Source organism: Pseudomonas bijieensis, from assembly GCF_013347965.1.
Classification (GTDB): Bacteria; Pseudomonadota; Gammaproteobacteria; order Pseudomonadales; family Pseudomonadaceae; genus Aquipseudomonas; species Aquipseudomonas bijieensis.
Map to the genome: position 1 here is coordinate 3,303,304 of NZ_CP048810.1, position 20,661 is coordinate 3,323,964.

12 protein-coding genes are annotated in these 20,661 nt (G+C 60.7%); 4 read left to right on the forward strand and 8 right to left on the reverse strand.

What is annotated here, in order from left to right; genetic code table 11:
- From GN234_RS14515 to GN234_RS14525, 3 genes are read left to right on the forward strand one after another with little or no spacing between them, the layout of a single operon-like run.
- The gene (locus GN234_RS14515) at positions 1 to 4,539 is read left to right on the forward strand and encodes a Tc toxin subunit A-related protein (RefSeq protein WP_176688673.1); all 4,539 of its coding nucleotides are present in this window, start codon (positions 1 to 3) and stop codon (positions 4,537 to 4,539) included.
- On the forward strand, positions 4,536 to 9,020 hold the full coding sequence (locus tag GN234_RS14520; RefSeq protein WP_176688674.1) for a SpvB/TcaC N-terminal domain-containing protein: 4,485 nt from the start codon (positions 4,536 to 4,538) through the stop codon (positions 9,018 to 9,020). The genes GN234_RS14515 and GN234_RS14520 overlap by 4 nt, the downstream gene beginning before the upstream one ends.
- Positions 9,017 to 11,830: an RHS repeat-associated core domain-containing protein gene (locus GN234_RS14525; protein WP_176688675.1), complete on the forward strand. Its 2,814-nt coding sequence runs from the start codon at positions 9,017 to 9,019 to the stop codon at positions 11,828 to 11,830. Before GN234_RS14520 ends, GN234_RS14525 begins: the two co-directional genes overlap by 4 nt.
- 119 nt (positions 11,831 to 11,949) lie before the next feature.
- Here GN234_RS14525 and GN234_RS14530 read toward each other — a convergent pair whose 3' ends face one another.
- The 6 genes from GN234_RS14530 to GN234_RS14555 form a co-directional block, all read right to left on the reverse strand.
- Positions 11,950 to 12,372 carry a type II toxin-antitoxin system VapC family toxin gene (locus tag GN234_RS14530; protein WP_163855426.1) on the reverse strand — a complete coding sequence of 141 codons (423 nt, stop codon included), beginning with the start codon at positions 12,370 to 12,372 and terminating at the stop codon, positions 11,950 to 11,952.
- Positions 12,369 to 12,614: a FitA-like ribbon-helix-helix domain-containing protein gene (locus GN234_RS14535; RefSeq protein ID WP_109753715.1), complete on the reverse strand. Its 246-nt coding sequence runs from the start codon at positions 12,612 to 12,614 to the stop codon at positions 12,369 to 12,371. The genes GN234_RS14530 and GN234_RS14535 overlap by 4 nt, the downstream gene beginning before the upstream one ends.
- Before the next feature lie 79 nt (positions 12,615 to 12,693).
- Complete coding sequence (locus GN234_RS14540) at positions 12,694 to 13,062, reverse strand: glyoxalase superfamily protein (protein WP_176688676.1); 369 nt, start codon at positions 13,060 to 13,062, stop codon at positions 12,694 to 12,696.
- A gap of 124 nt (positions 13,063 to 13,186) precedes the next feature.
- The gene (locus tag GN234_RS14545; protein WP_176688677.1) at positions 13,187 to 14,659 is read right to left on the reverse strand and encodes an N-acyl-D-amino-acid deacylase family protein; all 1,473 of its coding nucleotides are present in this window, start codon (positions 14,657 to 14,659) and stop codon (positions 13,187 to 13,189) included.
- A gap of 1 nt (position 14,660) precedes the next feature.
- Entirely contained in the window at positions 14,661 to 15,521 is an 861-nt protein-coding gene (locus GN234_RS14550; protein WP_109753414.1) for a MurR/RpiR family transcriptional regulator, read from the reverse strand.
- Positions 15,522 to 15,548: 27 nt separating this feature from the next.
- A complete protein-coding gene (locus GN234_RS14555; protein WP_109753413.1) occupies positions 15,549 to 16,898 on the reverse strand; it encodes a GntT/GntP/DsdX family permease in 1,350 nt (449 codons plus the stop codon).
- Between the two features lie 257 nt (positions 16,899 to 17,155).
- Here GN234_RS14555 and GN234_RS14560 point away from each other — a divergent pair, with 257 nt between their 5' ends.
- Entirely contained in the window at positions 17,156 to 18,601 is a 1,446-nt protein-coding gene (locus tag GN234_RS14560; protein WP_176688678.1) for a SulP family inorganic anion transporter, read from the forward strand.
- A gap of 139 nt (positions 18,602 to 18,740) precedes the next feature.
- On the opposite strand, the gene GN234_RS14565 is transcribed toward GN234_RS14560, so the two are convergent.
- Both GN234_RS14565 and GN234_RS14570 read right to left on the reverse strand, forming a co-directional pair.
- On the reverse strand, positions 18,741 to 19,634 hold the full coding sequence (locus tag GN234_RS14565; protein ID WP_176688679.1) for an NAD-dependent epimerase/dehydratase family protein: 894 nt from the start codon (positions 19,632 to 19,634) through the stop codon (positions 18,741 to 18,743).
- A 103-nt stretch (positions 19,635 to 19,737) separates the two neighbouring features.
- Positions 19,738 to 20,649, reverse strand: a complete 912-nt coding sequence (locus GN234_RS14570) for a LysR family transcriptional regulator (protein ID WP_176688680.1) — start codon at positions 20,647 to 20,649, stop codon at positions 19,738 to 19,740.
- Positions 20,650 to 20,661: the final 12 nt, after the last annotated feature.

Below are 20,661 nucleotides of genomic sequence, written 5' to 3' on the forward strand. Positions count from 1 at the left end.
ATGACCGTTGCCCTGAAAAAGCAGCTCGATGAACGCCTGCGCGATGCGCTGCTGGCGTTCTACCTGAACACTGTCGCACCCGACAATGCCACGCCGCTCAAGAGTGCCCAGGATCTCTATGAATACTGGTTGCTCGACGTACTGGTCAGCCAGGATGTGCCTACCACGCAGGTGGCCTGTGCCATTGCCAGCCTGCAGCAATACATCAACCGTATCCTGATGAACATGGAGCCCGGTTACGACCCGCAAGACGTTAGCGCCAAGCACCGGCAGACATGGCGCAATGAACTGCACCAGTACGCCACCTGGGCCGCCCATCAAAAGCTGCTGTATTTCCCCTCGACCTATCTGGACCCGACCCTGAGGGCGAACAAGAGCGACAACTTCCAGCAACTGGAAAACGCCCTCAGCCAGAATCGGATTGAACCTCATGCGGTTCAATCGGCGGTCCTGGCCTACCTGGCCCGATTCGAAGAAGTGGCCAACCTGACGATTCTCAACGGCTATATCGATGGCGAGGACTTTGCCAACAGCACCTACTACCTCATCGCCAAATCCCGTACCGAAAACACTTACTTCTGGCGCTCGCTGGACATGGCGCAACGTCCACTGGACGGTCCCTCATCGTCCCCCACCAAACTGGATCAGCCGGATCCGTATGCCTGGTCGGACTGGGAAAAAGCCGACGTACCGATCCCCGAAAGCGCGGTCGAACACTCGATCCGTCCGGTCTGGTTCAACAACCGCCTGTTCGTGGTCTGGGCCGAATGCATCCATCAGGATAAGTCGGCCGCCAGCGCGCACTCGAGCGACGACGCCTCGCCGCCAAGGGCGAGTCATCCGCTGCTGCGTTTGAGCTATTGCTTCAAAAAACAGGATGGCATCTGGAGTACGCCGCGATTGGGCCTGCAAGGGTATTGCGAGGATCAGGCGCTTGCCAGTCAGGGTCTGGAGACGATCATGCCGTTGATAGGTACCGTTGCGGCGCAACATCGCAAGGGCTCGCGAGACTCACTGTATCTTGCCTTATGTGCGCGAAAGCCCAACGCCGGCTCGGGGTCTGCGTCGACCAATACCTTTAGTTTCATCAGAACAATCTACATCGACAAAAATCTTGCCCATAAGCCTGACAGTGCAACGACGATTGAACAGGCGGAAGAACAAAAACCAAAAAAACAGGAACACACCCTCCTTGATACGACGCTCATCGAACCTCACGACCAGCGCTTTCAAACAAGATTGGCTTTTCTGGAAATCGAGGGTGCTTCAATCCCGCGCCCCAAGAATATTACTAACAGCCTTTTGAATTTCGATGACTATTTCAACGGAGCAATTTACAAACCCGTCGATTCGACACACATACTATCCTTCCATGCCGACGATACGTACCTCCCCCCTGCCGTGAGTGAAATTCGCATCGTATTTCCACGGCTTCAGCTCATGCTGCCTCCAGTCGACGAACACCTGCCCTCCTCTTCTTACATAAAACTTCGTGACAATTCCAAAATCAGCGCCATAACTTTGGTCGACCCCACCAATATGACTTACCAGTTGTCGTTCGATGACCTGAACAACGTGGTCCTGGACAGTGAGGATTCACCTGGATTCACGACTTCAGCAACAAAAAGTCTGGCTGGAAAGCTGATCTCAGTAGCGGCAGTACGCCACTTGATCAAAACCTACAACGACCGCTTCACCGGAGCCCCTCGAGGGAAGGTTACCGTGGCGTTACAAGAGCCTCACGGCCGCAGTCATATCCGGACTCCCTTCTCGTATGAAGAAGAGCTGCTCTACCGAAAATATGTAATTTTGCGCCAACCCGCCGGCATAGAAACCGACTCGTTAACGTATGACAAACTGGAGCCTGTCGCCGCATCCCCCCTGGTGAAACAGCTACCCAGTCGCCATGAGCACCCCTTGCGGGCGGAAGACCTTAATGGGGACGGAGATACGTTATTTTATGGTGTTGCGCTGGCCCGCCCAGACAAACCGGATGAAATAATTTCCTTCGCGCTCAAAGCGTTCAAACTGAGCCTGGCGCCCAGGTTCCTCGAACAGCCGAGTATTAGCGCCGTACCGACATCCAACCTGGGCACCACCCAATTCATCGACTTCACCAATTCCTCCATCAAGCACAGCGACGGCAAAAGCCAAAAGCGCCAACCGATCCGATTGAACACCGTATTTGCCGCAGAACTGATCCGGCGAACCGAAAACAGCCTCGACGAACTGTTCGACCGGACCACTCAACAACTGCCGGAACCCGCCCTGCCCGACGCCCCAAACAACAGGATGGACTTCCACGGACCTTACGGCCGCTACTTCACCGAACTGTTTCTTTACTTGCCATGGCTGGTTGCCCACCGCTTGAACGCCGAGCATCGGTATGAGGACGCTGAACGCTGGTTGCGCTATGTCTTCGACCCGAGCCGCAGGAAAGCCGAATGCTGGAGAAGCGTCCCTCTGCTCGACGGTGACACACCTTCGTATTCCGCCCAGGCGCCCCATGATCCGCATCAAATTGCCCTCAGTCATCCGGTGCACTTTCGCAAGGCGCTGTATTTCCTCTACCTCGACATCCTGACCAACCGAGGCGATGCCGCGTACCGCGAGCTGACACCGGACAGCCTCAGCGAAGCAAAGCTTTGGTACGTCCGGACCCTGGACTTGTTGGGGCCACGCCCGGCCGTTCAACCGGTCGATCATTGGACGGCTATCAGCCTTCGAGCCCTCAGCCACACGAACAATGATGACCTGCGCACCTTTGAAAACTTGCTGCCCCTGCCTGCCACCAGCCCCCCATCACTTATGCAAGACGGCATTTCGCAAGGGACCCTGGCGGCCATCGATAGCCCATATCTATGCGTGCCGTTCAATCCGCAGTTGCTCAAGTGCTGGGACGTTGCCGAAAGTCGCCTGTACAACTTGCGGCACAACCTCGACATGGCTGGCAAGCCGTTGCATTTGCCGGTATTCGCGGCTGCGCTGGACCCACGCGCCGTGCTCGGCATCAGCGCCCCGAACACCCGCGACGGTGCTACGGCCCCCTTGCCGGCGGTGCACATTCCCAACTATCGCTTCACGGTCATGCACAGTCAGGCTCAGAACGCCGTTGAAAGCATCAGCCAGTTCGGCGCCACGCTGCTGTCGTTGATCGAGCGCAAGGAACAGGCCCAGTTGCAGGAGCTGCAGCAACAACAGGCCTGGGACCTGGCGAAAGTCTCCGTTGACCTGCAACGCCAGGCCCTGAACGTCGACCGTCAAAACCGCCAGGCGCTGCTGGCCAGCCAGGCCATTGTTCAAAACCGCATCACCCATTACCAAAAACTGCTGGACGATGATCTCAGTGCCGTCGAGACAAAAGCCAATTACTTCTACGTGACCAGCGGCACCTTGGAAGCCGGGGCAATGACCTGCCAAATCGTGGCAGGTGGGCTGATGATGGCTCCGAACGTTTTTGGCTTCAGCAATGGCGGCAGCCGTTGGGAGGGACCAGCGCTCGCATCCTCTGCAGCCTTCCATAGCGCCGCGATCATAAGCCGCACGGTAGCGGCCCAACTCGACCGTCAGGCCACATTCGATCGCCGCCGGGATGAATGGCATCACGCCTACGATCAGTCACGGCTCGAACTGGCCCAGATCGACGCGCAACTGGCGCAATTCGCCGAGCAGGAAACCGCGACTCGCCTGCAACTGCGTCTGGCCGAATCAACCCTGAGCCAAGCCAAGGCCAACTACGACTTTCTCAGCAAGCGTTTCACCAAAGCACAACTGTACCAATGGCTGAACAGCCAATTTGCCGCGCTCTATCGTCAGGCCTACGACGCGACACTGGCGCTGTGCCTGGCGGCCGAAGCCGGTTGGCAGTATGAAATTGCCGACTTCGACACGCGTTTCGTCCAGCCCGGTGCCTGGCATACGACCTATCGCGGACTGGGCGCGGGCGAGCTGTTGAAGATGAACCTGTTGAAGATGCACGCCGAGTACCTGCGGCGTCACGAGCGGGAACTGGAGATACGCAAGACAGTGTCGCTGCGCCAGCTCAAACGCCACACCCCGACCAGTACCCTCAACAAGGAATGGCCGCAAATCCATGCCGACTTGAAAAAAGGCACCTACGAATTCGAGCTGACCCAGCAATTGTTCGAAGACGACTACAAGGATCAGCAACATTACCTGCGGCGGATCAAGACCATCAGCGTGTCCTTGCCGGCCCTCGTCGGCCCGTACGAAAACGTTCGAGCCACGCTGACCCAGACCGCCAGCAAGGTATTCCTCTCCCCGGGTGACCGGGGCAAAACCCTGCAGAGCCTACGCGCCAACCAGCAGATTGCCCTGTCTACGGGCGTCGACGACAACGGCCTGTTCACGCTGAATTTCAACGATGACCGCTACCTGCCTTTCGAACACACCGGCGCCATCTCCACGTGGCAGTTGACCTTCCCAAACCCCGAAGCACAAAAAGACCTGCTTGACTCACTGACCGACGTCATCGTGCATGTGAGCTACACGGCCAGGGTCGGCGGAGGTGCGCAATGACGGAACAACCCCTCCTGCCTGTCACCGCGCCGTCACTGCCCAAGGGCGGTGGCGCCATTCAAAGTATCGGCAAAGGATGGGCCGCCATCGGCGCCCACGGTACGGCCTCCTATGAAATTGTCCTGCCGATTTCACCGGGGCGCGGCTTTGCTCCGCCCTTGTCCCTGAGCTATGCCAGCTCGCTCGGCAACGGTGTGTTCGGCATCGGTTGGGAGCTGTCGCTGCCCTGCGTGGCGCGACGCACCGGCAAGGGTGTGCCGGCCTATACCGAAGATGACGAAATCATCGGCCCCAGCGGGGTGGTCTGGCTGCCCGAGCGCGACGCGCAAGGCGTCATCGTCACAACCCGCATCGATCACTACAATGATCTGCACCTGGGGACGACCTACACCGTCACCCGGTATTTGCCCAGAATCGAAAGCCGCTTCGACCGCATCGAACACTGGTCCTCGCCCGACGACAAACCGGGCTTCTGGCTGGTGCACGGTGCCGATGGCAGCCTGCATCTGTTCGGAAAGAACCCTGCGTCCCGTCGAGCCGATTCCCTGGATACGCGCCGTGTCGGCGAGTGGTTGCTGGAGGAGAGCCTGAACCCTTACGGCGAGCACATCCTCTACCAATACAAGGCCGACGCAACGGCCCAACGCTATTTGAGCCGGGTGAGCTATGGCAATTTCAAAGCCGATCCACACCTGTACTTATGGAAAACAGACCGGCTCGCGCCCGTGCAATGGCACTTCGAATTGGTGTTCGACTACGGTGAACGGACCACAGCCTACGAACAGAAACCGCCGTATGGAGGCCAGCAGTGGGCAACCCGTAGCGATGGTTTTGCAAGCTTCGCCTACGGTTTTGAATTACGCACCGAACGCCTGTGCCGCCAGGTCCTGATGTTTCACCGTTTTCCCGAAGAACTGGGGGCTGCCCCCATCCTGGTGAGACGCCTGTTACTCGCTTATCGCCAGACATCCCTGGGTTTGCACCAACTGAGCGCCGCCCATGACCAGGCATTCGGCGATGGGACAACCGTCGACGGCCGGCCCCCCGTCGAGTTCAGCTACAGCGAATTCAAGCCCCGGTTGCAAGCCCGCGCCTGGCAACGCTTTGACGACTTGCCGGGGCTCAACGATGGTCACCGTTATCAACTGGTGGATTTGTACGGCGAAGGCCTGCCGGGCGTGCTCTATCAAAGCGACGCAGGTTGGCTTTACCGCGAACCCGTGCGGGCCAAGGCCAAAAGCGACAAAGTGGCTTATGCCCCGTGGCGGGAGCTGCCCCATATCCCGGTTGCCGACCATGGGAAACCGATGCGTCAGTCATTGAACGACCTGACCGGTGATGGTCGTTTGGACTGGCTCGTTGCCCAACCGGGGCTGAGCGGTTTTTTCTCCCTCGGCGCCGATCGGAGCTGGGCGGATTTCGCCACGTTCAACGCGTTTCCAACAGAGTTTTTCAGCCCACAAGGGCAGTTGGCCGACCTGACGGGCGAAGGGCTCGGCGATCTGGTCTTGATCGGCCCGCGCAGCGTTCGCCTGTACGTCAACCAGCGGGAACACGGTTTTGCCGCCCCGCTGGAAGTCGCCCGCGACGAGCATGAAGATGCCCTGGCGGTATTCAACGCCTCACCCGGCGAACTGGTGGCGTTCAGCGATGTGCTGGGCAGCGGCCAGCAGCACTTGGTGCGCATTCGCCACAACGAAGTGACGTGCTGGCCAAACCTGGGCCACGGGCGTTTTGGCAAGGGCATCGTGCTGGACTTTCCCGGACTTGCCTACGAAACCTTCGATGCCTCGCGTATTCGCCTGGCGGATCTGGATGGCTCCGGCGCCGTCGACCTGATTTATCTGCAAGCAGACCAGGCACTGATCTTCATGAACCGCTGCGGCCAGGGTTTTCGCCCAGCGGTCGCACTGCCCTGGCCTCCCGGACTGCGTTACGACAACTTATGCCAGGTGAGCATCGCCGACCTGCGGGGGCTCGGCTGCTCCAGCCTGATCCTGAGCGTGCCGCACATCACACCGCAACACTGGCGCTACGATTTCGTCGAGTCGAAACCGTATCTGCTCACCGGCACACACAACAACATGGGTGCCAGCGAAACCATCAGCTACCGCAGCTCGGCGCAGGAATGGCTGGATGAAAAAGCCGCCCATACCAAGGCCGGCACGCCTGCGGTCTGTCATGTGCCCATGGCACTGCATCTGGTTTCGAGCCAGACCCGGGAGGATGAAATCACCGGAAATCGACTGACCCGCAAGTTTGCCTATCGCCAAGGCTACTACGACGGCGTCGAGCGCGAGTTTCGCGGCTTCGGCCTGTTGCTGGAAACCGACAATGAAACCAACCCCGACGATGCCGACGCCCAGGGCTTCACCATGCCCAGCCTGAAGAAGACCTGGTTCCACACCGGAAAAACGGTGGACATGCCCCGTATCGGCTACAACGACGACCCGCAAGCCGTGGCGCTGGGCAAAGCGCTGCTTTGCCAATACCAGGGCGAGGCCGGGCACGACATCCCCGTGGCCGCGCCAACCCCAGCCACCCGCATTGAAATGGCCCGCGCGTTAAGTGGCCATGTGCTGCGAAGCGAAACATTCGGGGTCGACAGGCGCCGGAAAACCCGGACCCTGTACTCGGTCCAGGAACACCGCTATCGCATACGCCTGCTGCAAGCGCCCGACAGCCATCGGTCCTACGCCCGGATGCTACCGCTGCCGCTGGAATCCATCACGTATCAATACGAAGGCACCGTCGATGACCCGCAATGCCAGCACACCTTGAACCTGCAACACGACCAGTACGGCGCGCTCACCCACAGCCTGGACATCCATTACGCCCGCAGGAAAACCGCCGACGATAACCCACCGTTCAGCGATGTCGACCAACAACGATGGTGGCGCGATGCGCATGATCCGGCGCAGCAGTTTTACTACCTGAACGAAACCCGGGCCGAATTCATCCACCTGCAAGCGCCTCAGGCGTGGCGGTTGGGCCTGCCTTATCGCCAGCGTACCCAAGCGTTGCGATGCCCCAAGGCTCCCGAAGCCGGTGGGCTGGCGCCGCAGGACATGACCTTCGAAACCTTCAGCGAACGCGTGAAGCAAATAACCTGGACGAACCAGAGCACGCTGACCGGCCTGACCGTGCAGCGCTACAAAGACGCTTTGAGCCCAGCCACCCTGGCGGATGGCGTCGCGGACTTCCAGGCCCTGACCGACCATCTGGAAACGGCCGAGCTGGACGAAAACGCCCTCAAGGCCTTCCGTTTGCTGCCCCAGGAAACACGCCCCAAGGGAAGAATGCTCGAACGCAATCACTACCACCGCATGGCCGATTTTCTTCCGGCGAGCAGCCGCCCCGTACGCCTCTGGTCAGTCAAAAGCGGCTTCGCGACCTATGCCCCGTGGGACGGGTTCTACAAAATCCGCACCCTACAGCCGAGCGAAAGCCATGGCGTGATCGAGATCAGCCACGACAACCGTCACTGTGTGCTCACCCGGTTCCAACTGCCTGATGGTTGTGCCACCGAGGCGACCTATGATTACCGTTCGCTCCAGCCCCGGCGCGTCACCGACCCCAACGGCAATGTGCAGGAAGGCCTGCTCGATGCTTTCGGCCAAGTGTTGGCCACCTCCTTTTATGGCAACGAGCACCACGGGCCACGGGGTTTCAAACCGCTTGCGCAGTTCAAACCACCACCGTTCAGCAGCCCGACAGCGGCCATCAGCCAAAGCCGGGACGCCCTGCAGGACGCCGCCACGGCGCTCTATTACGCGCCCTTCAGCTGGATGGGTTGCGTATCCACGGCGGCCCTGGCGGACACCGACTGGCTGGCGCGTTGCGTGAACAACGGCGACCTGCTTCCTGGCGGGCATATCTGCGCGTCGGCTCGAAACCGGCTGGCGGAGCTTCAGGCACTCTCGGCCGATGACCTCAAGCTGAAAAACGAACTTGAGGCCGCGCTGCGTGAACCGGTGCACATCGCCACACTGGTCGCCGACCGCTACCCCGATGACGACCGAAAACAAATCCGCATCGCCGTCACCTGTTTCGATGGCTTCGGGCGAACCCTGCAAAGCAAGCAACTCGTCGAACCGGGCATGGCTTACGTCGTCGACGCCAGGGGCGACCTGACGCTGACGGATGGAACGCCCAAGGAGCAGATCGCCGCAAGGCGCTGGCGTGTCAGTGAAAGGGTGGAATACAACAGCAAAGGCTTGGCGGTGCGCATCTACCGCCCTTACTTTGCCGATCAACATCGCTGCATCAACGACGAGTCCTTGCGTCAATTCGGCCATTACGACCGGCAGTTCTACGACGCCCTCGGACGCCCCACCCTCACGCGCCTGGTCAGGCAAGCCGGCGTCTCCTACATGCGGCGACACACCCGCCATCCTTGGTACACCGTGGACGAAGACGAGAATGACACGCTGCAGGAAGTCGTGTCCGAACACGCCGCCACTGTTGGAGGTGAAGCATGAGCGCACGCCTTCATCACAAGACGCCCTCGATCAACGCCCTCGACAGCCGGGGCCTGGCCGTGCGGCAAGTCGCTTACTACCGGCGCGACGCCCAGGAACAGTCCCTGGCGCGCGTGACCCAGCAAGACTATGACGCGGCGGGACGACAGGTGGCGCAACGCGATCCCCGACTGTTTGCCAGTGCTACGGGGGGCGCCAATCTGCAGACTGTCTACAGCCTGTCCGGCAAGACGCTGTTGCTCGACAGTATCGATGCCGGGTGGCGCCTGTACCTGCCAGGGGATGCCGGGCAGATATTGCACTGCTGGGATCAGCGAGGCAGCTATTGGCAGACCACCTACGACACGCAACTGCGCATGACGGCCGTCCATGAACAAGCGGCAGGCGACGTGCCGCGCAGGGTCGAATGCCTGCAATACGGCGACAATTCGCCGAAGTCCGCGGTGCGCAATCGGTGCGGTGCGTTGATCCGTCACGATGACAGCGCCGGTACCCTGCTGATCCATGACTATGCGCTTTGCGCCAAACCCCTCAGCCAGACCAGGCATCTGCTGACCGTCACCGACCGACTGGACTGGCCAGCGGAGGAGAAAGACCGCGATCGCTTGCTGGAAAAGGGCGACGGCTACACGACAAGCTGGCGCTACGACGCACTCGCCGAGTGTATCCAGCAGACCGATGCCGCCCAGCACCAGCAGCGCTACTCGTTCGATGTCGCGGGTCAGCTCAAGTCCGTGGGCCTGCTGATAAGAAACACCTCGACCGAAAAATCCATCGTGAGCGATCTCGTCTACAACCCGTCCGGCCAGATCGAGTCCCAGACGGCCGGCAACGGTGTCGTCAGCCACGCCGTGTACGATCCGGCCAACGGTAGACTGACCGCCCTGCGCACATCGCTGGCTGCCAAGACCTTGCAGAATCTGCGCTACACCTGCGACCCGGTGGGTAACGTGACGCACCTCGAGGACAAGGCCCAACCGGTGCAGTTCGGCAGTAACCAACGGGTCGAAGCCAGCAGCACGTTCACTTACGACAGTTTGCATCAATTGATCAGCGCGACGGGGCGCGAGGCCGCTGGATTGACCAGCCCCGCGGACCTTCCAGCCCTCGGCAAACTACCCATCGACCCCGGGCAGTTGTTCAATTTCACCGAACACTACGAGTACGACGCCGGCGGCAACCTGATCGAATTGCGCCATTGTCGCGACGGCAATCACTACACCCGCACACTGGAGGTGGCCGCCGCGAGCAATCGCCTGCGTGCCTGGAACAAAGGCCAGTCTACGTCCGACGTGGCCGTGGACTTCGATGCCAACGGCAACCAGCAGGCGCTCTCCCCGGGCCAGGCGCTGACCTGGAACCTGCGCAATCTGCTCGACAACGTGGTGTTGGTACGGCGCGAAAACGCGCCCGATGACATCGAGCGCTATTACTACGACAGCGGCGGCCAACGCGTACGCAAGATCCAGACAACCCAGGGCGCGGCGAGGGTCCACACCCGGGACGTGCGTTATTTGCCTGGCCTTGAAATTCACACGCGGGATAACGAACGCCTGGAAGTCATTACCCTGCAGGCGGGGCGCTGCAATGTGCGTTATCTGCATTGGACTCAAGGCCGACCGGCCACCATTGCCGCCAACCCGCTGCGCTACAGCTTCGGCGACCACCTGGGCTCAAGCTCATTGGAACTGGACGATCAGGGCAACCTGATCAGCCAGGAAAGCTACCTGCCTTACGGGGCCACCGCTTGGGCGGCGTCCCGTTCGGCCGTGGAGGCCGATTACCGGACCCTGCGCTACTCCGGCAAGGAGCGCGATGCCAGTGGCCTGTATTACTACGGGCAGCGCTATTACGCGCCGTGGCTGCAACGCTGGATCAGCCCCGATCCGGCGGGAGCGATCGATGGGTTGAACCTGTATTGCATGGTGGGGAACAATCCGCTGCGGTTCGTCGACCACCAAGGACTGGGAAAAGAGGACGTCATCCAATGGATGAAAGCTGATGGTCACGCCCGCTCCCAGACGATGATGCAGCCCCCACCGGCAAAAAAGGCCCGCCAATCTGCCGGGGATCATCGAGCAGCCGTCAGTTCCGGACCCGCCCCCAGCCCAAGCTTCAGCAAAACGAAACGCAAGGACCTGGTCGTTCACTCCTACGGCGTCGTCCTGGATCGCAAGGGCAACAACGATGTGGGTCTCAACGAGTACTACAACCTTACCGGGCCCAAATCCGGCCCGGCGGGATACCGCGGCGTGGACAAGGATTATGACGGTACCGCCAAAAGCGACAGGTTCTACCTGGATTTCGGAAGCTACAAGATCGGCAATACCGATGAATACCTGACGGACCTGGCCGAACGGTACAGCGCGACGAAAAACGATCCGGTCCACCAATTTGAGGTAGATCCTGAGGTGCTGAAACTCGAACCGACGCTGAGCAGGACGCTCGAGACCCTCCACGAACTCCAGCAACCCACCCAGAAACTCATTGCAACGCACATCGAGAAATCCAACGGGATCATTCCGGTGCGCACCGGAGGGCCTGGGGCTCATGGAGAAGTGCGTGCGCTCAACTCAGTCGTTGCGCTCTACCCGGGTCAAGTTGAAAGGGTACTTTCGGATACGCATCTGTTCACCGAAAAGTTGACCAGCGTGACGCAACCGGAGCCTTTCATCGCCTGCTTCAACTGCAGCGGCATTATCCCCGAAGAGGTCAACATCCCGACTGGTCGCAACCCTAGAAACTATGGGTTGTACAACTTTCACGTATCGGAAATAAATCGACCCCGGCGTTCTGGCAGTGCGTCTTGAGTGGGAGTCTTGATGCAGAACTTGATCGGTTCATATCAGGTATATGAACCGAGCATTGACGATCATCCCCTGGATTTCAGGGTATGACCTGAAACGCGTGAATGATCAGATAAAACTCGCTACTCGGACTGCCAAGGATTAATCATCTCGACCCCGGAAAACTCAAAATCCCGAACATTTCGAGTCGCAATCGAAGTGCCGTGGGCTCGGCAAATAGCAGCAATCTGCGCGTCGGCCATCGACATCGCCCGCCCCCTTGCTTCGCAGTTCGCCACCAGCGTCGCGTACTCAACGGCGGCATGGGCGTCAAACGGAAATATTCGCCCGACAAAGTCCTCTTCGAACATCGCCATCGCATGGGCTTCAAATTTCTGTTTACGCTTACCGGATGGGAGTCGGGCAATGCCATGGAGAATTTCCGCCACGGTCACCGCAGTGATCGCAAGATCCATCGCCGGCAGCTCGTCGACCCAAGCCAACACTCTAGGATCGGGCTCAAACCGCATGAACTCTGACAGGACATTGGTATCAAGCACGATCATTCGGAAAGATCCGCGGCCTTCGCCTTCTCCTGCCGCGAAGGCAAATCGAGCTCAACCCCGCCGCTTGCGCTGAACCTGTTGCGGATCCGGCTGCCAAGACCTCCTGCTTGATTAACAGAGGCCAATGCCTTTCCCAAGATCAACCGAGCCTCTTCTTCCATCGAATGCCCATTATGGGCAGCGGCTATTCGCAGTTGTTCTTTGATCTGGTCGTCAAGGTTTCGAATGGTGATGCTGGCCACGATGCCTCCTGCAATCAATGAAATCATTGATTGAGGCTAACACATCCTGCGTTATCAGGAGGACGGGGTGCCAAACGGTTCAGACATTAATCGCATTGGTAAACACCAACCGATTCCCGAACGGATCACTGATCGCCATGTCCTGGCTACCCCAGGGCATGGCCTGGATCTGTGGGTGGGCATAGCGGTATTGCTTGGCCTGCAATTGCTGCTGGAAGGCTTCCAGCTCATCGGTCTCGATCCGCAACGCCGAGCCCGGTGTGCAATCGCCATGGTGCTCGGACAGGTGCAGCACGCAGTCGCCGCGGGAGACTTGCAGGTACAGCGGGAAGTCGTCACCGAAGCGGTGTTGCCAGTCGACGGTAAAGCCCAGGAAGTCGACGTAGAACGCCAACGCCTTGGCTTCATCGAAGATCCGCAGGATCGGAGTGGTTTTACCGAAGCTCATGGGTTGCTCCCTGGCTGAAAAGACCCAGTGTAGATGGGTTGACTCCAATGCTTCGGCTTTAAACCCGGCTTCTTTAGTGTCGCAGTGCCATTATTGTGACGTCAATTTACACATTTTCAGCCGCTTACATGCCATGGGATGGCCTGAACCCCTGGCGCAGATCGCCCTCGCGCGCCAGGAACCGCCCTTCCCGACGCCCGTTTGCCTGCCCTTCGCGATAGCTCAAGACACCATTGACCCACACGCCATCAATCCCTTCGGCAGCCCGTTGAGGTTCGTTGAAATCGGCCACGTCGCGAACGGTGTGTGGATTGAACAACACCAGGTCCGCCCAATGCCCTTCACGAATTTCGCCACGATCCCTCAGGCCGAAGCGCGCCGCTGAAAGGCCGGTCATTTTGTGCACAGCGGTGTGCAAAGGAAAAAGCCCGATGTCACGACTGAAATGTCCCAGTACCCGTGGAAAAGCGCCCCACAAGCGTGGATGGGGAAACGGGTCTTCGGGCAAGCCGTCGGAGCCGACCATGGACAGCGGGTGGGCAAGGATGCGTCGTACGTCGCCCTCATCCATGCCGTAGTACACCGCGCCGGCCGGTTGCAAACGACGCGCTGCGTCCAGCAATGACACGCCCCACTCGCTGGCTATGTCGGCGAGATCGCGACCACCCACGTGCGGATGCGGGCTCGACCAGGTGATGGTGATGCGATGGGCGTCGGTCACCTGCTTGAGATCCAGGGTCGAGGAGCTGGCCGCGTAGGGATAACAGTCGCAACCGACCGGATGGTTTTTTGCAGCGTTTTCCAGCGCTGCCAACACCTGTGGACTACGCCCCCAGTTACCGGCACCCGCGCACTTGAGGTGGGAAATGATCACTGGGCTTTGGGCGTGACGGCCAATGTGGAACGCCTCGTCCATGGCTTCGAGCACCGGCTCGAATTCGCTGCGCAGGTGGGTGGTGTAGATCGCACCGAAGGCCTTCAACTCTTCGCTCAGTTGCATGACTTCGTCGGTGGATGCCGAAAACGCGTTGGCATAGGCCAGGCCGGTGGACAGGCCAAGTGCGCCGGCTTCCAGGCTTTCGCGCAGTTGCTGGCGCATGGCGGCGATTTCTCCGACGCTGGCAGTGCGCAACAAATCGTCCATGTGGTTACTGCGCAACGCCGTGTGGCCCACCAGCGCCGCTACGTTGACCGCCGGCATGGCCGCTTCCACCGCCCCGCGATAATCCGCGAAGCGCGGGTAGGCGAACGCCTGGGCGGTGCCGAGCAGGTTCATCGGGTCCGGCGGGTCGCCCCGCAAGCTGACCGGCGCGACACTGATGCCGCAGTTGCCGACGATGACCGTGGTCACGCCCTGGCTGAGCTTGGGCAGCATTTGCGGCTGGCGAATGACCACCGTGTCGTCGTGGGTGTGCACATCGATAAAACCTGGCGCCAGTACGCGGCCGGCGGCGTCGACTTCTTCAAGCGCCGGGGCATCGCCCAGGTCGCCAATGCGCTCGATGCGCCCGGCGCGAATCGCCACGTCGGCGTTGTAGCCGGGGCGGTCGCTGCCATCGATGACCAATGCGTTGCGGATAAGGGTGTCGTAGGGCATGTCAGTCTCCCAGCGGCAAGTCATCGTCGCCGCCGCGGTAATCGTCCAGGGCGAGCTTGACCCGCCGCAGGCGCTCTTGATTGTCTTCAGGGTGAGTCAATGCCAGTTCGGTGGCGAGCACATCGATGGCCAGCAGCATGCCGTAGCGCGCCGCTGTAGGTTTATAGATGAACGAGGTTTCAGCGCCTTGCAGGGGCAACACCACATCCGCCAGGCGGGCCAGCGGCGAGTCGGCACGGGTGATGGCCAGGATCGCCGCGCCGTAGCTGCGAGCCAATTCCACCGCGCCGAGCAATTCCGGAGTGATGCCGGTGAGCGAGCAGGCAATGACCAGGTGATGTTCACTCAGGGATGTGGCCGTGATGCGCATCATCACCGGGTCGCGGCACGCGGAGATCGGGTAGCCGAAACGCACCAGCCGCACCTGCAACTCCTCACTGCACAAGGCCGACCAACCACCGAGGCCGAATGCATGAACCATCCGTGCCTTGCCGATCATCCGTACGGCATCGCCAAACCGTGACTCTACGAACCCCGACAGATGCTGGCGCAAGGTCGACTCGATATCGCCGACGATCTGCCCATAGAACGCCGACTGTTCTGGCGCCCCGGCCGGGTCGAGAAAACGACTGCCGACGCCACTGGCCTGGGCCAGTTGCAGGCGCAAGTCGCGAAGGTCGCGGCAACCGACGGTGCGGGCAAAACGCGACAGCGTGGCACTGCTGACTTCGGCCCGTTGGGCCAGTTCATCGAGGCTGGCGGAGGCGGCAAAGCCTACGTCGTCGAGCATCAGCCGGGCGATTCTTCCTTCGCCAGCGCTGAAAGAATCCTGGCGGGAGCGGATCTGGTAGAGGATGTCCATGGCGGCTCCTGTGGCGTTGCGGTGCGCTCAGAGCAAGCGCGAAAGCCCGAGGGTCAAGGCGAACGCGACCACGGAGATCAGCGTTTCCAATACCGTCCAGGTCTTGAAGGTTTGGGCAACGGTCATATTGAAGTATTCCTTGATCAGCCAGAAGCCGCCGTCGTTGACGTGGGAAAAGATCACCGAGCCGGCCCCGGTGGCCAGTACCAGCAGTTCGGGATGGGGATAACCCAGGCCGATCGCCACCGGCGCAACGATGCCCGAGGCCGTGGTCATCGCCACCGTGGCCGAGCCTGTGGCGACGCGCATCAGGGCGGCGAACAGCCAGCCCATGACCAGTGGCGACAGCTGGAATTCCTGGGCCAGGCCGACGATCTGTTGCGTGACACCGGCGTCCACCAGGATCCGATTCAAACCGCCACCGGCGCCCACCAGCAAAGTGATGCTGGCGGTCGGGGCCAGGCATTCGTTGGTGAACTTGAGGATCGATTCACGGCTGAAGCCTTGGGCCAGGCCGAGGGTCCAGAAGCTCAGGATGGTCGCCAGCAGCAAGGCGATCACCGAGTTGCCGATGAACAACAGGAACTGGTTGAAACCGCTGCCCGGCGTGGAGATCAGGTTGGCCCAGCCACCGATCAGCATCAGGATCACCGGCAGCAGGATCGTCCCCAGGGTCACGCCGAAACCTGGCAAGTCGGCACGCGGCTCGCGCTCGAGAAATTGCCGCTCCAGCGGATTGTCGGCTGGCAACTGGATGCGCGGCACGATGAATTTGGCGTACAGGGGCCCGGCGATGATCGCGGTGGGAATGCCAATCAGGATCGCGTACAGCAAGGTCTGCCCCACCGAGGCCTGGAACGCCTGCACCGCCAGCATCGCCGCCGGATGCGGCGGTACCAGCGCATGGACCACCGAAAGCCCGGCGACCATCGGCAGCCCCACCATCAGGATCGACACGCCCACACGCCGGGCGATGGTGAACGCGATGGGCACCAGCAGCACAAAACCGACTTCGAAGAACAACGGCAGCCCGACCAGGAACGCGATGCACACCATTGCCCAATGGGCGTTGCGCTCACCAAAACGCTCGATCAGCGTCTGCGCCATTCGCTCCGCCCCGCCGGACTCGGCCATCATCTTGCCGAGCATCGTGCCCAAGGCCACCACCAGCGCGATGTGCCCCAGAGTCTTGCCGACACCGGCCTCGTATGCGCCCACCACACCTGAGGGCGGCATCCCGGCCAGCAACGCCAGGCCAATGGACACCAGGGTGATCACGATGAACGGATTGAGCCGATACCGGGCGATCAGAACGATCAGCGCAATGATCGCGATGGCCGCGTAGACCAGTAGCCAGTAACCGAAAGCAGGTGCCATGCGTTACTCCTCGAATGGGGTCACGTCGATGTGTTGTGAAACTCATAAATCATTTCTAGGAGAAATCTTCAAACCCATTGAAAGTAATTTTCGTGCACAGGCAAGGAATGTCGCTGACGGACATCGCAACTCAGCGCTGATGAAAATTCAGCGCAAGACTTTCATTGGTCCCCCAGCGTTCAATTCCGTACCATCCCCCCCTTTTTTGCACCACTGCCCGGCAACCAATGCTCAGCCGGCGCCCAGTCAGGAAAACCATGAAACCAGCACGCCTTCGCGCCGACGCCCTCGCCGGCCTCACCACTTCTTTCGCCTTGCTCCCCGAGTGCATCGCCTTCGCCCTGGTGGCCCATCTCAACCCATTGATGGGGCTGTACGGCGCGTTCATCCTCTGCACGCTGACCGCGTTGTTTGGCGGTCGGCCCGGGATGGTGTCGGGCGCGGCGGGGTCGATGGCCGTGGTGATCGTCGCGCTGGTGGTGCAGCACGGCGTGCAGTACCTGTTGGCGACCGTGTTGCTGGGTGGGCTGATCATGATGGCGTTCGGGCTGTTGCGACTGGGCAAGCTGGTGCGCATGGTGCCGCACCCGGTGATGCTCGGCTTCGTCAACGGCCTGGCGATCGTCATTGCCCTGGCCCAGTTGGAACACTTCAAGAATGGCGAGGCCTGGCTGAGCGGCCCGCCGCTGTACCTGATGGCCGGCCTGGTGGCGCTGACCATGGCCATCGTCTACCTGCTGCCACGCCTGACCCGCAGCGTGCCACCAGCCCTGGTGGCCATCCTCGGCGTGGGCCTGGCGGTCGACCTGCTCGGCCTGCCGACCCGGACGCTGGGCGACATGGCTCACATCGCCGGCGGTTTGCCAGCCTTTGCCCTGCCGGACATTCCCTGGAACCTTCAGACTTTGCAGATCGTCGCGCCCTACGCGGTGATCATGGCGATGGTCGGTTTGCTGGAAACCCTGCTGACCCTGAACCTGACCGATGAAATCACCGAAAGCCGTGGTTACCCGGACCGTGAATGCGTGGCGTTGGGCGCGGCCAACATCGCCTCTGGCCTGTTCGGTGGCATGGGCGGTTGCGCCATGATCGGCCAGACGATGATCAACCTCAGTTCGGGCGGGCGCGGGCGGCTGTCGGGTGTAGTGGCCGGGGTGATGGTGTTGCTGTTCGTGTTGTTCCTGTCGCCGCTGATCGAGCGTATCCCGCTGGCGGCGCTGGTGGGTGTGATGTTCGTGGTGTCACAGCAGACCTTTGCCTGGGCTTCGTTGCGGGTGCTCAACAAAGTGCCGGCGAACGACGTGCTAGTCATCATCGCGGTGACTGTCATCACGGTATTCACCGACCTGGCCGTGGCCGTGCTCTGCGGCATCGTGATCGCGGCGCTCAACTTCGCCTGGCAACAGGCACGGGAGCTGTACGCCGACATGCACCTGGAAGCCGATGGCAGCAAACTCTATCGCTTGCACGGCACGCTGTTCTTCGCCTCGACGACGCCGTTCCTCAACCTGTTCGACCCAGCCAACGACCCGGCCCTGGTGACCCTCGATTGCCGTCACTTGCGCTTCGTCGACTACTCGGCCATTGCCGCGCTCAAGACTCTGCGCGAGCGCTACGGCAAAGCGGGCAAACACCTGCGGGTGTTTCACCTGTCCGAGCGTTGCAAGCAAATGCTCAAGCGGGCGGGCGTGCAGCACGACTGAAGTTGCCACCGACTTTGTAAGACCGCATAAGACCTTGTGGGAGCGAGCCTGCTCGCGATAGCGGTGTGTCGATCGACATCAATACTGACTGATCCGATGCCATCGCGAGCAGGCTCGCTCCCACAAGTCGATGTCTGCCTCACACCATTTCGTCAAGAATCCACTCCACCACCGAAGTGCGCTTGGGCGCCCAACCGAGCAACTCACGGGCATTCTTGCCTCGTACCCGGCTGTTGGAGCCCAGGCCATAGTTGGCCATTTCATAGCCCCACTCGGCTTCGGCATCGGCCAACGGCCAATCCTGCGGTTCGCCAAGCTTCAAGGCGCGGGCCATGGCCGTGGTCATGTCGATGAACGAAGCCTCGCCGCTTTCAACGAAATAGAACGTGCCGGGTACGTTGCGGGTCAGGGCCAATTTGTACAGCTCGACCACGTCTTCGATGTGCACGTTGGACCAGATGTTCTGCCCCGCCCCTACATGCCGTACCACCCCACTTTTACGCGCCTGCTTGAGCAGCCGCGGCAGTTGCACGCTGTCACGCTTGACGCCCAGGCTGTGGCCGTAGATCAGAGTGTTGCAGATCACCGCCGAGTTCACGCCTTGCTTCGCCGCCGCCAGGACCAGGTTGTCGATCGCGACGCGGGCAGCCTTGTCGGCGGTCGGTTGCGGCAGCTTGTTTTCGTAGTAGATGTCCTCGCTGGAACGACCGCCCGAAGCGTCGCCGACGATGCTCGAACCGCTGGTGTGCAACAACACTTTGTTCGAGCCTTTGAGCCCTTCGATCAAGGCTTCGACCGCACCGCGATGGTCGCTGCTGGCGGCATTGATCACGGCGTCGGCGGCACGCGCCTGGGCGGTGAGCAGCGCGCTGTCTTCCAGGGTGCCGATGACCGGCTGGATGCCCAGCGCGGTCAGTTCGCTCGCCTGTTCGGGGTTGCGCACCAGACCGGTGACGTGATGCCCGGCGCGTACCAGGCCGGTGGCGATGGAACCGCCGATAAAACCGGCAGCGCCGGTGACGAATACGTTCATGGAAAACCTCTTGGCTGCATCAGTGATTGAACCGAGTATCGAGGACCGCTCCTTGACGAAACAGCCCACATTGCCCAAATCACTCTTGCCCTGAAGTCACGAATCAGCCTTTGAATTCCCGCGAGGCGTATTCGGCGAGCTTGCCCTGGATGAAGTCCAGGAAGCACTGGATCCGCAGGGCCAGTTGGGAATTGCGGTAGTACACCGCATTGATCGGTTGGCGATATCCGCTGTTGGCGTCGGCCAGCAGCACCTTCAGCCGACCGGCCTGGATGTCCTCGCGAGTCATGAAATCCGACAGGCAGGCAATACCTTGCCCTTGCAACACCAAGTGACGCACGGTCTCGCCGCTGGAGGCACTGATGGCCGGCTGGATCGCCCAGCGATCGCCGTGCACATGACGCAGCGGCCACTGGTTGAGCCCTTCGTTCTGAGCAAAGCCCAGCAACGCATGGTCCGCCAGTTCGGCGACACTTGTGGGTGTGCCGTGCTGCTTCAAATAGGCCGGACTGGCGAGGATGTGCAACGGACTGCAGCCCAGGGCGCGGGCATGGAGGGTCGAGTCGGTGAGGGTGCCGATGCGAATGGCGATGTCGGTGCTTTGCTCCAGCAGGTCGATGATCAGGTCGTTGCTGTTGAGTTCGAGCTGGATGTCCGGGTAGAGCCTGCGGAATTCTTCGATGTGCGGGACGATGGCGTGCAGCATGAACGGCGAGGCCGCGTTGATCCGCAACCGTCCTGCGGGGTTCTTCTGGCGGGACGACAGACGCTCTTCCAGCTCGTCCATCTGATCGAGGATACCCTTGGCCTGCTCGAAGAAATACTTGCCCTCTTCGGTCAGGTCCATGCGCCGCGTGGTGCGGTTGATCAGCGTGGTCTCGAGCTTGGCCTCCAGCCGCGACAACGTGCGGCTGACGGCCGACGGTGTCTGCCCGACCTGCTCGGCGGCAGCGGAGATTGATCCGCATTCGATCACGCAGACGAAAATCTGCAATTCGTCGGATCTGGCTTTCACGCATCCCCCTGT